The organism is Bradyrhizobium sp. LTSP857, from assembly GCF_000938285.1.
In the GTDB taxonomy this organism is placed as follows: domain Bacteria; phylum Pseudomonadota; class Alphaproteobacteria; order Rhizobiales; family Xanthobacteraceae; genus Bradyrhizobium.
The window spans coordinates 51,810-65,620 of sequence record NZ_JYMS01000016.1 but is presented as its reverse complement, the minus strand read 5'-3'; the positions used below and the strand labels follow the sequence as shown (position 1 = coordinate 65,620).

Sequence of the window (13,811 nt, the reverse complement as noted above, 5' to 3'; positions counted from 1 at the left end):
GGCGGTCAATTGTCTGAGACGAGCGTTGCGGCGGAGGCGTCCCATCCGATCGACACCGGCTGGCCGGTGGCGGGAGGTGCGCCGCTTTTCCAGGTCGGAATCACGATCACGACGGCGCCGAACTCCAGGGTGTCGACCACGAGCCGGAATTGGGCGCCGAGATAATTCCATTCGGAGATTACGCCCTTCAGGGCGTTGTCGGACGGCGCGCCGCCGTCCACGATCGAGATCTTCTCCGGGCGCAGTGCCAGCACCACGTCCTGCCCCGGTGCCGGACAATCGCCGCCCGGGACGGCCTGTGTGAATCTTGTGCCCTGATGCGTGAAAGCGAAACCGCCGGGGATGTGTGCGTCCACGGTGCCGCGAAGGAAGTTGCTTCGGCCGAGAAAGTTGGCGACGAATGTCGTCGCCGGCTGGTCATAGAGCTCGCTTGGCGACCCCTGCTGGATGATCCTGCCGTCGCGCATGACGGCAATCCGGTCCGACATCGACAGTGCTTCATCCTGGTCGTGGGTGACATAGATGAAGGTCAGGCCGATCCGCTTGTGCAGCCTCTTCAATTCGTCCTGCATCTCGCTGCGGAGATTCTTGTCGAGCGCGCTGAGCGGCTCGTCGAGCAGCAGCAGATGCGGCGTGAACACCATGGCCCGGGCGAGCGCCACGCGCTGTTGCTGACCTCCGGACAATTGGCGTGGATATCGATCCGCGCGCGAGGCGAGCTGCACCAGGTCGAGCGCCGCGTTGACCTTGGCCTGGACCTCGGCCTGCGAGCATTTGCGTATGCGGAGCGGGAAGGCGACGTTGTCGAACACGGTCAGATGGGGGAACAGCGCATAACCCTGAAAGACCATGCCGAAATTACGTCGCTCGGGCGGCAGCCGCACGATGCTGTGCCGATCGAGCTGAATGTCGCCGCGGTCGGGCTGGACGAAGCCTGCGATCGACATCAGAAGGGTCGTCTTGCCCGAGCCGGACGGCCCGAGCAGGGTCAGAAACTCGCCGCGCCTGACCGTCAGCGAAACATTGTCGAGCGCTGCGAACTCTCCATAGAGTTTCGTGACGCCCTCGACATTCAAATCATGACCGATCTGATCAGCCATCGCGCGCCATGAACTCCCATCCCGTCTCGATCGCCGTCTCAATTCGCGAATGAACGTCGCTGTCAGCAGGCAAGAGCGGCCTCCAGGATATCCAAGCCTTCATCCACGATGGACTCCTCGGCGGTCAGGGGCGCCAGGATCCGGATCGTGTTTGCGTTGGTGCCGCAGGAGAGCAGCACGAGACCGTTCTCGTAAGCGGTCTGGACGACGCGTTTGGTCGTCTCCGCATCGGGCTCCGAGCCGCCGCGTTCCCTGACGATATCGAATGCGACCATTGCACCGAGGCCGCGGATGGCGTCGATCGGCAACACATTGTTCTGGGATCTCAGTTTTTCGAGCCGCGCCTTGAGCTGCGTGCCCTGCCTCGCCGCGCGGTCGAGCAGCTTTTCTTCGGCGAACACATCCAGCACGGCGAGCGCCGCGGCGCAGGAGACCGGATTGCCTGCATAGGTGCCGCCGAGGCCGCCAGGATCGGCCGCATCCATGATCGCGGCGCGGCCGATCACGCCCGACAGCGGAAAGCCGCCGGCAAGGCTCTTGGCAACGCAGATCAGATCCGGCGTGACGTCGTAATGCTCCATGGCAAACATCTTGGCGGTGCGTCCAAATCCGGTTTGGACTTCGTCGGCCACCAACACGATGCCGTGCGCGTCGCAGAGGCGGCGCAGCGCGCGCATCAACTCCGGCGGCGCTTGATGGAAGCCGCCTTCACCTTGCACGGGTTCGATGATGATCGCCGCGATTCCCGAAGGATCCGCATCGGCCTTGAAGATGAAGCCGAGATATTTCAAGGCATCCTCGACGGTGACGTCGAGCTGCGGCACCGGGAACGGCACGTGCCAGACCTCGGGCAGCGCGGGGCCGAGACCTTTCTTGTACGGCGTCACCTTGCCGGTCATCGCCGAGGCCATGACCGTGCGTCCGTGAAATGCCCCGGTAAACGCGATCACGCCGGAGCGCCCGGTCGCGGCGCGCGCGATCTTGACGGCATTCTCGGTGGCCTCGGCGCCGGTCGTGAAGAACGCGGTCTTGCGTCGTCCCTGAATCGGCGCGAGCGCGTTCAACCGCTCGGCAAGAGCGATGTAGGGCTCATACATCAGGACTTGAAAGCAGGTGTGGGTAAAGCGCTGCATCTGCTCCGCAGCGGCCGCGATGATCCCGGGATGGCAGTGCCCGGTGTTGAGGACCGCGATGCCGCCGGCAAAATCGACATAGCGCTTGCCCTCGACGTCCCAGATTTCGGCATTGCGGGCGCGGGCGGCCGAGATCGGCGTCGCATGGCTGACGCCGCGAACGACGGCGTCCGCGCGGCGAGACAGCAATTCGGCATTCGTCGGCATGGACGCATCCGGCAAAGGGATGAAACGCCCCTGAGGCTAGAAGCGGCCCGGCCGAGGAACAATCAGCTTATTCGGCGGCCATTGCTGCATCTAATGCACTGGTCGGCGGCGCGCCGAGCGTTTCCTTCAACCAGCGGCGCAGCACGACCAGATCGGGATCGCCCCATCGTTTGGTCGCCGCGAGAAAATAGTAGCCGCCGAGCCTGACCGGGCGTGGGCTCAAATCGAGCAGCCGGCCGGTGACGAGGTCCTGTTCGACCAGCAGCGTATTGGCCAGCGCCACGCCCTGGCCGAGGCGGGCGGCCTCGATCGTGAGGTGAGCGTGCCACAGCCGCGGGCCGCGCAGCATCGGCAGGTCGGTGATGCCGAAATATTCCAGCCATTGCTCCCAGTAGAGCGTCGACGCCTCGTGGATCAGCGGCAGTTTGAGGATGTCGGCGGCCTCCCGGACCTCGGGAAAGCGCGAGCAGAATGCCGGACTTGCGACCGCATGGACGAGCGGGTGGGCGATCAACTCGGTGCTGACGTCGGGTTGGGCGTCGAGCCCGTTGATGCAGACGACCTCCGCATCGGCCTCGCCGCGCACGAGGTCCGGTCGCGACAGCGTCGGTTGCAGGATGATTTCGTAATTGCCCAGCCGGCTTTGCAACTGGGGCAGCGCGGCCAGCAGGCGCTGATTGGCGATGCCGGGAATGCACCACAGCGTGAGCGTGCGCGAGGTCTGACGAATCTCGTCATTGGCCTGCCGCATGATATCGAAGGACCGCCGGATCTGGCCGTAATAGGCCGTGCCCGCCGAGGTCAATCTCAGGCCTCGCCCATGCGGCTCGACCAGCGTGACGTTGAGATCCTGCTGAAGATTTCGCAGATGGCGGGAGACGACCGTCGGACTGACGGCGAGTTCGTCACTCGCGGCCTTCACGCTTCCAGTGCGCGCGAAGGCCTCGAAAGCTTTGATTGCATTCAGAGAAGGAAGGCGCATCGCGTGGCGATCTCTCGACGGACTTCCCGGCCGGAATGGCGTAGCTCACCTGAGCGGTCGACGGAAGGGCAGCGGCGCCCGCGTTCCGCGGGACTTTCCCCTGTCGCGGAGATTATATCATGATTTCAATGATACGCCATTTTCGTCGGGCCGGTCTGCGGCGAAAACCCGCGTGCCGGCGTTGACGCTATGGGAGGCGATCGTGGCAAGGCGGTCTGGCCCGCACTGTGACACCGCCCACATACCGTCCGGCTGCGCCGCGTCATTCTCATCCCGGTTTCAAGGGAGAGAACCATGTTTCTAGTCGACGCGCTGTTGATCCTGGCGATGATGTTTTTCCTGTTCCTGCCGATCACCGATCGCAGAACGGTGCGGATGAGGCTCTGCATGCTCTGCGCGCTGCTGGCGGTGTTTTCGGTTTCCGTCACCCGCACCCATGTTGCGCCGGTGCAGCTCGCAGGCATCGCCTTGCCCCCCGGAGCACTGCGAGCGCCGCCTATGCACACCAGCGATCGGTCTTCTGGGTTCTCACCGCGGCCGGTATCAGATATTCAATTGCTCCATGGGCAAGGAAACTTCTGACGGCGGTGACGAAGCCGGCGCGGCGCCGTCCACTGAGGCCTGGCTCGGCGCGGTTGCGCTGATTGGCTTCATCCTGGTGGCGACTGCGCAGGCCTCCAATCAGATTTTGGCGCGCGGCCTTGCGGGCTCGGTCCCGCCGTTTGCGCTTGCCTTCTTCCGCTGGAGCATCGTCGCCATCGGTCTCGCGCCGATCGCGCTCACGGAGATACGTGCCGGCCGCGTACCGCTTGGCAAGAACATCTGGCCGATCCTCGCGGCCGGCTTCACGGGCATGTATCTCTGTGGCGGTCCGGTCTATGTGGCGGGCGTCTCGACCACGGCGATCCACATCGCGCTGATCATGGCGCTATCGCCGATCACCGTGCTGCTGATCTCCGCCGCGCTCGGCATGGAGCATATCGGCCCGCTGCAATGGCTCGGCACGGCGCTGGCGCTTGCCGGCGCGCTCCTGATCATCTCCGGCGGCCATATCGAGGCGCTAACGCAATTGGAGACAGCATCGGGCGACGGTCTTGTCGTGATCGCGATGCTCGGCTGGTCCGGCTATACCCTGCTGCAGTCGCGCGCCGCGCCGCGCGCATCCTTGCTTGCGCGCATGAGCCTGTTCGCAGGCGCCGGCGCGTTGTTCTCGCTGCCGCAGGCGCTCCTGGAGATGTGGGCCATGCCGGCGCAGGTCTTCAGCACAAAAGCGCTTGCAGCCTATCTCTTCGCCGGGATCGTGCCCGGCCTGCTTGCCTATGCCGGCTTTGCCTGGCTCGGCGGCAAATTCGGCTCGGTGCGGACATCACTGGTTCTTTACATCGGGCCGGTCGCGAGCGCGTTGCTGTCGTTCGCGATCCTCGGCGAGCCGCCGAAGCTGATCCATCTTTTCGGCGGCCTGCTGATCCTCGGCGGGGTCTGGGCGAGCCTGCGCAAATAGTTCCATCGGCCTGCCGTCGTGTTTCATCCGCGGGAACCAACCGCCGTCGTGCACATTCTGATTGAGGTGGTGTGCGAGGCCAGCGCTCGCGCCCTACGATCGGGCGATGGGGGAGCGATGGGGGAGCTGTGAGTACAGTCATAGAGAACTTGCTGGCGCGGAAGCAGAAGCTGGTGGAACAGCTCGAGGCGGCGCAGACGGTCGAGGAGCGCGACAGGATCGAGCACCAACTCGAGCAGATCAACACCGCGCTGGATTTTCTCGACAGGCCCGGACCGAAGGGCGGACAGTAGCCCCGCTCAGCCCACCTTCAGCGCTTCCACCTTCAAGGCCTCCACCTTCAAGGCCTTGGCATAGACCAGGCCCGAATTGGTGACGTGCGTCGTCATCAATTTTTCGAAATCAGCAAATTCGCAGCGGGCGAACAGGTCGAGCAGCCTGCGATGCTCGTCGAAGGAGGTGCGGGTCCGGACGTCGATCGGCGAGGTCAGGTTGGTGCGGAGCGCAGCGACGCGGCCCGAGACGAGTTGATAGGATTCGATGAGATAGCGGTTGCCGCAATGCGCGAACAGCCCCTCGTGAAACGCGGCGTCGGCGCGGCCATAGGCGATGTTGTCTCGCGCCGTGACCGCCTGCTCCATGGCCGCGATTGCATCGCTCATCGTCGCGACGGCGCCGTCGCGATCATGGCGAAAGGCGAGCTCGGCGGCTTTCGGCTCAAGCGCGATCCTGAAAGTGCAGAGCGCAGTGATATCCTCGGCGCTCGGCGTGAACACAAAACTGCCGACCTGCGGCCTGATCACCACGAGCCCCTGCGCCTGTAACTGGCCCATCGCCTCGCGCACTGGCGTGCGGCTGACGCCGAAGGAATTCGCCACCATCTCCTCGGAGATCGCCGCACCCAGCGCGAACTCGCCGTCGATGATGGCCTGGCGCAGCCGCTGCATCACCCGCTGGGACAGCGATTTTGGTGTATCGAGCTTCAGCGATCGCATGCGTTGTCTCAGATCACCTTGCCCGGATTGAGCAGATGATCCGGGTCGAGCGCGGCCTTCAGCGTCCGCATCAGCGCGATCTCGGCGTCGCTGCGGGCATGGCCCAGCCATTTCTTCTTCAGCGTGCCGATGCCGTGCTCGGCGGAGACGCTGCCGCCCATCTCACGGACGAGACCGTAGATGATCGCGTCCATTTCTTCCTTCGGCTGCTGCTCGACGCTGAGGCCCGTCACCCAGGAGACGAGGTGGAGATTGCCATCGCCGATATGGCCGTAATAGACGCTCTCGCATCCCTTGATGCCTGTCGCGAGCGCGGCCTTGCAGCGCGTGACGAACTCGTCCATCCGTGCCACCGCAAGGCCGATGTCGTAGGAGATGTGCGGCCCGAGCACCTGGCCGAATTCGGCGCAGATGTCGCGCACCCGCCAGAACGCCTGCGTCTGCGCCAGCGATTGCGCGACCGCGGCATCGGCGAGCAGCCCGCGCTCCATCAGCTCTTCCAGCCAACTTTGGAAGCGCGGCGCATCGTGGCTCTCGTCGGTGCCCTGCGCCTCCACCAGCACGTAGAGGCCGTGGCCTGCGGCGACCGGTGGCTTAACCCCGGCGCGCGACGTGATGACGTCCCAATAATCCGGCCACATCACTTCGAATGCCGACAGCAGCGGGCCGAGCCCGGAGCGTGCCGCATCCAGCAGCGCGATCACTGCTGCATAGTCCTTCAGCGCACAAAGCGCGGCCATGGTCGAGCGGGGCTTCGGAAACAGCTTCAGCACCACGCGGGTGATGATGCCGAGGGTGCCTTCCGAGCCGATGAAGAGATGCTTCAGGTCGTAGCCGGCATTGTTCTTCATCAGCTTGTTGAGACTGGTGATGATGGTGCCATCCGGCAGAACCACCTCCAAGCCGAGCACCAGTTCACGCGTCATGCCGTAGCGGATCACGCGATTGCCGCCGGCATTGGTCGAGAGATTGCCGCCGATCGCGCAGGAACCGCGCGAGCCGAGATCGAGCGGAAAAAAGAAGCCGGCTTCGTCGGCGGCTTTTTGAATCACCTCAAGCGGCGTGCCGGCCTTCACCGTCATTGTCGCGGAGGCGCGATCGATCTCCTCGATGCCGGTCATGCGCTCCAGCGAAATCGCGACCCAGCCCGGCTCGGGCGAGGCGCCGCGGCACAGTCCGGTCAATCCGCCCTGCGGCACGAAGGGCAGCCGCGCCTGACGGCAAGTCGCGATCGCGTCCGCAACGCCCTGCGCATCGAGCGGGCGGATCACCGCGAGCGGCGTTTGCGGCAGGCTCGCGCTCCAGTCGTTGTGATTGCGCGCCGGCACGTCGCTGCCGGTCAGCACGGCAGCCGCGCCGAGCTTGTCGCGCAAGGTGCCGAGCAGTTGATCGGGATGTCCCGCGGGGGTCACCATGTCCATGTGAGGCCTCTTGCAGGTCTGGCCGGGCGCCTGTTGCGCGCCATCGCGGCGAGGGAATTGCATCCTCCTTGTATGTAAGGTACAAGATGAAAAGTAAAGCAAAAACAAGGCCTCGATTGGCCCCGAAGATCGTTATGGATCAGGGGCTTATTCCGAAGCCGCAGCAATGGGTGGTGCTATGACGGAGGCAATTCGCGGATTCTGGGTGGCGTCGGCGACACCGCTGACATCGGATGGCAGCGTGGATTCCGCGAAGCTCGCCGCTCACGCCAAGCAGCTCTTCGAGAAGGGTGTCGACGGTGTCGTGCTGTTCGGCACGACAGGTGAGGGCACCTCCTTCAATGTCGGCGAACGCGTCGCGACCGTTGAGGCGCTGCTCAACGCCGGCGTCGCCGCGGAGCGCATCGGTATAGGCGGCGGTTTCCCTGCCATCAGCGACAGCATCGCGCTGACCCGCGCGGTGCTCGGCCTCGGCCTGCGCCATGTGCTGTTCCTGCCGCCTTACTTCGATCGCAACGTGACGCCTGACGGCATCGAGGATGCCTTCGCCGCCATCATCGACCGCGTCGGCGATGATCGTCTGCGCGCCGTGCTCTATCACATCCCCCAGATCTCGGGCGTCGCAATCCCGACAACCGTCGCAGCAGCCTTGCGCAAGCGTTACGGCAAGCTGGTCGCGGGGTTGAAAGACTCCAGCGGTGACTTCAAGCAGTTCCAGGCGTTCCGCGCAGCTAGCCCCGAGCTCGCCATCACCGTCGGCAATGAAACCGACATCGCCCGCGCGATCGCCGGCGGCGGCGCCGGGACGATTTGCGGCATGGCCAACATCGCGCCGGAGCTGGTCAAGGCGATGATCGACGGCAAGGACGTCGAAGCGCGCATGCAGGCCGCGGTCGACATCGTGGTCAAGAGCCCATCCTTCCTCGCGACGCTTAAGGCCATTCTCGCCGCACAGACCGGCGACGCAGGCTGGCTGCGTGTGCGTCCGCCGCTTCGTGCATTGTCTGATGGCGCGGCGCTCAAGTCGAAGCTGGATGAGTTGACCAGCCCTGCGATCGCCTAAGATCGCTTGTCATTCGAGGCAATCGTCCGGGGTGCGCGCTGACATCGCGCGGACCGCCACGAGCGCTGCCGCAAAGCCGGCCGCCGCACCCACGCCGAGCGCCCAGCGTGGGCCCAGATTGTCCGCCACCCATCCGACGATCGGCGCCCCGATCGGGGTGCCGCCAAGCGCGACGCCGAGGCGCAACGCCATCACGCGTCCCCTCATCCTCGGTTCGGTCGAGAGCTGCATCAGGCTGTTCGAGGTATTGGTGACCGTCAGAGCAGCGACGCCGATTACGACCAGGCTGCCTGCGAACAGCCAGTAGCTCGGCGCCAGCGCGGCCAGCGTGCACCCCGCTCCAAAAGTTGCAGCTCCAAGCAGCAGCGAGACGAATCGCGGCTGGGCGCGCCCTGCGGCCAGCAGTGCGCCCGAGATGGTGCCGATCGCCATCGTCGACGACAGCAGACCAAAGCCGCGCGCATCGGTGTGAAAGACCGTGACTGCCATGGTCAAGATGAAGATCGGGAAGTTCAGCCCAAACGTGCCGATCAGGAACAGCATGATCATGATCGCCCTGAGATCCGCGCGCGACCACACGTAGTGAAAACCCTCCGTCATGCCGCCCTTGGCCCGCTGCGCCCGTGCATTCGGGCGAAGTTCCGAGGCGCGCAGCAGGGAGAGTGAGCCAAGCACCGCCATGAAGGATGCGGCGTTGATCAGGAATGCCCATCCGGTGCCGATCGAGGCGATGATGATGCCTGCGATCGCGGGCCCGATCATTCGCGCGGCGTTGAACGACGTCGAGTTCAGCGCGATGGCGTTGGAGAGGTCGCCGTCGCCAACGAGCTCCGCGACGAAGGTCTGGCGCACCGGGGCGTCAAAGGCCGCGGCGCAGCCGAACAGGAAGGCGAACACATAGACGTGCCAGAGCTGCACCAGGCCGGAGACGGTGAGAAGGCCAAGCACCAGCGCCAGCACGCCCATCGTCGCCTGCGTCGCGATCAGGATCCGTCGCTGGTTGAAATGGTCGGCCGCAAATCCTGTCCACGGCATCAGCAGGAGCTGTGGTCCGAACTGGAGCGCCATCACCATGCCCACAGCCGACGCATTGTGCTGCGTGAGCTCGGTGAGAACGAGCCAGTCCTGGGCGGCGCGCTGCATCCACGTCCCGGTATTGGACACCAGCGCGCCGGCGGCCCAGACGCGATAATTGAAGTTCCGTAGTGAGCGAAACGTGCCTGCGGCCGCCACGCTCACGAACCTGTTGGCGTGTTGCCGCCGTGGAACCGGCCGAAGTGTCGCGCGCAAAACAGGCTTAGCAAGAGGGCGCCGAGTCCGAGCGCGGCGACATCGCGCGTGTCCAGCAGCGCGAACTCCCCGACACGACAGACCAGAAGATATCCGACGATGATGTTGAAGAAGCCCCAGAGCACGTTGATTGTTGACGAGGATAACCCTTCTCCTCGTGGCTGCGCGAACGGGCTCTGGAACGGCTCGCCTCTCAGGCCGCTGACGAGATGCGGAATGGCGTTGGCCAGAAAGGCGCCGCCAAAGAAATAGGAAACCAGATGAAGCCAGTTCATGCCTGCGCGCTCCGTGTTGCCAGCAAGTCGATGATCGCTTGCGTCGAGCCGCTCTCGCCGAGCCGCGGAAAGACGTTTGCGATGCTGTAGTCGTGGGCCTCCGGACGCGGATCGGTCATGGCGTCGGTGGCAAGGGTGACATTGAAGCCCGCCTCATAGGCCTGGCGCGCGGTGGACTCGACGCCGGTGCCTGTGGCTACGCCGGCGACCACGACCTGCGTGACGCCGCGCGATCGCAGCTGGTTCTCGAGATCGGTGCTGGCGAATGCGCCCCATGTCCGCTTGGTCACGGTGATATCGGCGAGCTGTCGATCAAGCTCCGGAATGAGAGCGGTCCATCCGTCGGGGAACGGACCGCCGGCACGCGGCCGCTCGGTGCGGCCCGGCGCTCCGCCATCGACGTTGACCAGCACGACCGGCAGGCGGTGTCGCCGGAATGCAGCGGCTAGCGTGCAGGAGCGCTCCACGACGTCGCCCATGGAATGGACGGAAGGTAAGCCGACGATGCCGCGTTGCAGGTCGACGACAATGAGGGCGGTGATCGGGTCGAGCGTCGTGAGAGCCATGATTTACGTCCTTCCGGCAGCCGAATGTTCCGCGCCGCGGATGCAGCGGGGCCGCGTCAATCGTCGACAAGCCGGTTGAGCAAGGAGACGGCGGCGGCCAGCTCATCCTGCTCGCGCAATGAAAGCCGGGCCGAAATGGTGCGCGAGAGCCAATCCTGCCGCGCGGCGCGACCGACCCGGATCCAGTCGCGGCACGCCTTTGTCAGCGACAGAATGGTTTGACGGCCGTCCTCCGGATCGGGGGCGCCGTTGACAAGACCCGCGGCCTGAAGCGCGGCGACCGCGGTGCTCATCGATTGCGGACGCATCTTTTCCGATCGCGCCAGGCTCGACACCGTCGCAGGGCCGTCCTTTTCCAGACGCAGCAAAATGGACACCTGTGAGGGTGTCAGGTCGCCTTGAGTTGCCTGTTCCCGTAGTCGGCGCTTCAGCTTTCCGACCAGCGAACGCAAATCTTCAGCGAGCGCGCCCGCGCGGGCGGACGGGCGTTGGTCCGAAGAATTGATCATGCCGGATCGAATACAGATATGAAGATAAACTGTAAAGATTATCTGTGCAGATGATCTGAACAAAATCGCGTGAATTGAGAATACCGACCGCCGCAATGACGACATGGAGAAGTTGTGCGGGCTCCTGGATCGCTGGGTGATTGTGTGGCATGGCGCCGCATCGCCGTGGGCCGGCTAAAGATGCCGCCTCGCCGGCGATGCGTGATCAGCATCGACAATGTGCAGGCGTGCTTATTTCGCGGAAGTTCCAACTGCGACGTGCTGGTTTCTGCTCATGAAAGCATCGCAACTTGAATGGTTGCCTCGTCATGCGATCGCGACCGCTCTTAGAACGATTCAACACTAGAGCGATTCAAATCCGTCTGTGGTTCTCTTCATTCGCAGCGACTGCTAGATGCGCCAGCTTCAATGCTGTCTCTGACTTGGAAGTGAATCGAAAGTGCGTGCCTCTGTGGATGGCCAGCGCGACCGCTGTCATCGAAATCGTGCCGGCAAGAGCCGTGCAGGTCTTTTCATCGGAGCGGCGGTGCTGCTCGCCGAATACCCCTCCAACAGCACGACCGCGCAGGCGCAATCGGCGCTGCCGCCGGTAACGGTCGATGCGCCGACGCAGCCGCCGAAACCGACGCGCGCATCGGAGCAGTCCCAACGCCGTGCGCAAACAGCTGCACGCCAGCGCAGCCGGAATGCCGCCGCGCCGGCAGCTCCGACGCCGTCGGAACGCGCCGCCGCTGAAGCCGCTGCTCAACAAGCCGCAAAGCTCGGCTATCGCGCGACGCCGAGTTCGACCACGCTACGCTCGGGTGCCTCGCCGCTCAACACCTCGCAAGCCGTCAACGTCGTGCCCGAGCAGGTTCTGAAGGACCAGCTGCCGCGCAACATCGACGATGCGCTCATCAACGTCTCCGGCATCACCCAGACCAACACCCTTGCCGGCAGCCAGGACGCGGTCATCCGCCGCGGATTCGGCGACAACCGAGACGGCTCGATCATGCGCAACGGCATGCCGCTGGTGCAGGGCCGCAGCCTCAATCCCGCAGTCGAAAGCGTCGAGGTGCTGAAGGGGCCCGCTTCGCTGCTCTACGGCATCATGGACCCCGGCGGCATCGTCAACACGATCAGCAAGCGCCCGGAGCTCTATCAGCACGGTTCGGTCACGCTGCTCGGCTCGGCCTTCAGTGCCTCCAAGACTGGTGCCGACGGCTTGCTCGACGTCACTGGTCCGATCGGTGATCAGGGCCTTGCCTATCGCTTCATCGGCTATGGTGTCAGCGAGGATTACTGGCGGAATTTCGGCCGCCACCGCGAGATGTTGGTCGCGCCGTCGCTGGCCTGGTACGGCCAGGACACCACGGTTCAGCTCAACTACGAGCATCGCGAGTTCATCTATCCGTTCGACCGCGGCACGGCGTTCAATCCGGCGACGAAAGCGCCGCTGGCGGTTCCCGCGACGCGCCGGCTCGACGAGCCCTTCAACAACACGTGGGGCACGTCGGACTTGATGCAGGCTTCGGTCGAGCACCGCTTCAACCAGGACTGGAAGCTCTACGCCGGCTACAGCTACAACACCGAAACCTTCAGCGCCAACCAGCTCCGCATCACCGGTATCAACTTCACGACCGGCGCCGAGACGCGCAGCAATGACGGCACGGGAAGCTCGCTCAGCAATGTCAGCTACGGAACGTCCTACATGTCCGGCGGCTTCTGGCTCGGCAACATGCGCAATGACGTGGTGTTCGGCGGCGACGGTCAGTATCGCACGATCTACCGTGACATTTTGATCCGGCAGGCAACTCCCGTCTTCAATGTCTACAATCCCGTCTACGGATTGATCGGGCCGGGGACGACGGCGTCGAACTCCGACAGCGCCCAGACAGACAAGCTCGGTCAGTGGTCGATGTTCTTCCAGGACACGTTGCATCTGACCGAACGCTTCGCGTTGGTCGGCGGCGTGCGCTACATGGACTACGACCAGATCGCCGGGCGCGGGAAGCCCTTCGTCACCAATACCAACGTGTCCCAAGACAAGGTGCTTCCGCTTGGAGGTGCCATCTTCAAGCTCACTGACCAGATCTCGCTTTATGCGAGCTACACCGAATCGCTGAAGCCGAATTCGACCATTGCGCCGATCGGCGTCGTGATCGGCTCGAACGTTGCGCCTGAAGAAGGCGTGTCATACGAGACTGGCGTGAAGTTCGATCTGAACAAGCGCATCTCCGGTACGCTGGCGCTCTACGATCTCGACAAGAAGAACGTGCAGACGACGGTCACCAACAGCGCGAATGTCGTGGAAATCCACACCGTCGGCCGCGCACACTCGCGGGGCGTCGAGTTGGATGTCACCGGCAGGCTCACCGACAGCTGGGCCTTGATCGGCAGCTATGGCTATACCGACGCGCGGGTGACGGCGTCCGAAGATTCGACGCTGCTCGGCAGGAAGCTGCAAAACGTCGCCCTGAACACGGCCTCGCTCTATCTGGTCTATGACTTCGGCACCGCTTTGCCGGGCCAGCTCCGCCTCGGTGGCGGCGCGCGCTATGTCGGCGACCGTCCCGGCGATGCCACCAACACCTTCGTCTTGCCGTCCTACGTGGTCGCCGATATCTTCGCGACCTATGAGACGAAATACGGACAGTTCCCGGTGATCTATCAGTTCAACGTCAAGAATCTGTTCGACACCGTCTACTATCCCTCCGCCGTGAATAATCTGAACGTCGCGATCGGTGACGCGCGGCGTTTCTCGCTGGCGGCCACGGTGAAGTTCTAGGC

General features: G+C 64.1%; 14 protein-coding genes. 5 read left to right on the top strand and 9 right to left on the bottom strand.

Annotation, left to right across the window (positions count from 1 at the left end; translation table 11 throughout):
• Positions 1 to 5: 5 nt before the first annotated feature.
• The 3 genes from UP06_RS07980 to UP06_RS07970 all read right to left on the bottom strand — a co-directional run bounded on the left by UP06_RS07980 (position 6) and on the right by UP06_RS07970 (position 3,422).
• Complete coding sequence (locus UP06_RS07980) at positions 6 to 1,100, bottom strand: ABC transporter ATP-binding protein (RefSeq protein WP_045001913.1); 1,095 nt, start codon at positions 1,098 to 1,100, stop codon at positions 6 to 8.
• Between the two features lie 62 nt (positions 1,101 to 1,162).
• Complete coding sequence (gene gabT / locus UP06_RS07975) at positions 1,163 to 2,440, bottom strand: 4-aminobutyrate--2-oxoglutarate transaminase (protein ID WP_045001912.1); 1,278 nt, start codon at positions 2,438 to 2,440, stop codon at positions 1,163 to 1,165.
• 67 nt (positions 2,441 to 2,507) lie between these two features.
• A complete protein-coding gene (locus tag UP06_RS07970; RefSeq protein ID WP_045001910.1) occupies positions 2,508 to 3,422 on the bottom strand; it encodes a LysR family transcriptional regulator in 915 nt (304 codons plus the stop codon).
• Positions 3,423 to 3,716: 294 nt separating this feature from the next.
• On the opposite strand from UP06_RS07970, the gene UP06_RS07965 reads away from it, so the two are divergent.
• The 3 genes from UP06_RS07965 (at position 3,717) to UP06_RS41420 (ending at position 5,216) form a co-directional block, all read left to right on the top strand.
• On the top strand, positions 3,717 to 4,004 hold the full coding sequence (locus UP06_RS07965) for a hypothetical protein (RefSeq protein ID WP_045001908.1): 288 nt from the start codon (positions 3,717 to 3,719) through the stop codon (positions 4,002 to 4,004).
• Positions 3,985 to 4,923, top strand: a complete 939-nt coding sequence (locus UP06_RS07960) for a DMT family transporter (protein ID WP_045001907.1) — start codon at positions 3,985 to 3,987, stop codon at positions 4,921 to 4,923. Before UP06_RS07965 ends, UP06_RS07960 begins: the two co-directional genes overlap by 20 nt.
• Positions 4,924 to 5,051: 128 nt before the next feature.
• Positions 5,052 to 5,216 carry a hypothetical protein gene (locus tag UP06_RS41420; RefSeq protein WP_197087141.1) on the top strand — a complete coding sequence of 55 codons (165 nt, stop codon included), beginning with the start codon at positions 5,052 to 5,054 and terminating at the stop codon, positions 5,214 to 5,216.
• A gap of 6 nt (positions 5,217 to 5,222) precedes the next feature.
• Here UP06_RS41420 and UP06_RS07955 read toward each other — a convergent pair whose 3' ends face one another.
• Both UP06_RS07955 and UP06_RS07950 read right to left on the bottom strand, forming a co-directional pair.
• Positions 5,223 to 5,918 (bottom strand): GntR family transcriptional regulator, encoded by a 696-nt coding sequence (locus UP06_RS07955; RefSeq protein WP_045001905.1) that lies wholly within the window; start codon positions 5,916 to 5,918, stop codon positions 5,223 to 5,225.
• 8 nt (positions 5,919 to 5,926) lie between these two features.
• Positions 5,927 to 7,339: an FAD-binding oxidoreductase gene (locus tag UP06_RS07950; RefSeq protein ID WP_045001904.1), complete on the bottom strand. Its 1,413-nt coding sequence runs from the start codon at positions 7,337 to 7,339 to the stop codon at positions 5,927 to 5,929.
• A gap of 178 nt (positions 7,340 to 7,517) precedes the next feature.
• Here UP06_RS07950 and UP06_RS07945 point away from each other — a divergent pair, with 178 nt between their 5' ends.
• The gene (locus UP06_RS07945; protein ID WP_045001903.1) at positions 7,518 to 8,402 is read left to right on the top strand and encodes a dihydrodipicolinate synthase family protein; all 885 of its coding nucleotides are present in this window, start codon (positions 7,518 to 7,520) and stop codon (positions 8,400 to 8,402) included.
• Between the two features lie 9 nt (positions 8,403 to 8,411).
• Here the strand turns inward: UP06_RS07945 and UP06_RS07940 are convergent, their stop codons facing one another.
• From UP06_RS07940 to UP06_RS07925, 4 genes are read right to left on the bottom strand one after another with little or no spacing between them, the layout of a single operon-like run.
• Positions 8,412 to 9,641, bottom strand: coding sequence for an MFS transporter (locus UP06_RS07940; protein ID WP_045001902.1), 1,230 nt, complete (start codon positions 9,639 to 9,641; stop codon positions 8,412 to 8,414).
• Positions 9,638 to 9,967, bottom strand: coding sequence for a hypothetical protein (locus UP06_RS07935; protein WP_045001900.1), 330 nt, complete (start codon positions 9,965 to 9,967; stop codon positions 9,638 to 9,640). Before UP06_RS07935 ends, UP06_RS07940 begins: the two co-directional genes overlap by 4 nt.
• Positions 9,964 to 10,533 (bottom strand): isochorismatase family protein, encoded by a 570-nt coding sequence (locus UP06_RS07930; protein WP_045001899.1) that lies wholly within the window; start codon positions 10,531 to 10,533, stop codon positions 9,964 to 9,966. The genes UP06_RS07935 and UP06_RS07930 overlap by 4 nt, the downstream gene beginning before the upstream one ends.
• 56 nt (positions 10,534 to 10,589) lie before the next feature.
• Entirely contained in the window at positions 10,590 to 11,042 is a 453-nt protein-coding gene (locus tag UP06_RS07925) for a MarR family winged helix-turn-helix transcriptional regulator (RefSeq protein ID WP_045001898.1), read from the bottom strand.
• Between the two features lie 439 nt (positions 11,043 to 11,481).
• Here UP06_RS07925 and UP06_RS07920 point away from each other — a divergent pair, with 439 nt between their 5' ends.
• A complete protein-coding gene (locus UP06_RS07920; protein WP_045001897.1) occupies positions 11,482 to 13,809 on the top strand; it encodes a TonB-dependent siderophore receptor in 2,328 nt (775 codons plus the stop codon).
• Positions 13,810 to 13,811 lie beyond the last annotated feature (2 nt).

What these genes read in the sequence shown, in the direction of transcription:
- UP06_RS07935 (WP_045001900.1), bottom strand. Translation starts at nt 9,967, where the DNA reads ATGAACTGGCTTCATCTGGTTTCCTATTTCTTTGGCGGCGCCTTTCTG.
- UP06_RS07955 (WP_045001905.1), bottom strand. Translation starts at nt 5,918, where the DNA reads ATGCGATCGCTGAAGCTCGATACACCAAAATCGCTGTCCCAGCGGGTG.
- UP06_RS07970 (WP_045001910.1), bottom strand. Translation starts at nt 3,422, where the DNA reads ATGCGCCTTCCTTCTCTGAATGCAATCAAAGCTTTCGAGGCCTTCGCG.
- UP06_RS07930 (WP_045001899.1), bottom strand. Translation starts at nt 10,533, where the DNA reads ATGGCTCTCACGACGCTCGACCCGATCACCGCCCTCATTGTCGTCGAC.
- UP06_RS07925 (WP_045001898.1), bottom strand. Translation starts at nt 11,042, where the DNA reads ATGATCAATTCTTCGGACCAACGCCCGTCCGCCCGCGCGGGCGCGCTC.
- UP06_RS07950 (WP_045001904.1), bottom strand. Translation starts at nt 7,339, where the DNA reads ATGGACATGGTGACCCCCGCGGGACATCCCGATCAACTGCTCGGCACC.
- UP06_RS07960 (WP_045001907.1), top strand. Translation starts at nt 3,985, where the DNA reads ATGGGCAAGGAAACTTCTGACGGCGGTGACGAAGCCGGCGCGGCGCCG.
- UP06_RS07945 (WP_045001903.1), top strand. Translation starts at nt 7,518, where the DNA reads ATGACGGAGGCAATTCGCGGATTCTGGGTGGCGTCGGCGACACCGCTG.
- UP06_RS07980 (WP_045001913.1), bottom strand. Translation starts at nt 1,100, where the DNA reads ATGGCTGATCAGATCGGTCATGATTTGAATGTCGAGGGCGTCACGAAA.
- gabT (WP_045001912.1), bottom strand. Translation starts at nt 2,440, where the DNA reads ATGCCGACGAATGCCGAATTGCTGTCTCGCCGCGCGGACGCCGTCGTT.
- UP06_RS07965 (WP_045001908.1), top strand. Translation starts at nt 3,717, where the DNA reads ATGTTTCTAGTCGACGCGCTGTTGATCCTGGCGATGATGTTTTTCCTG.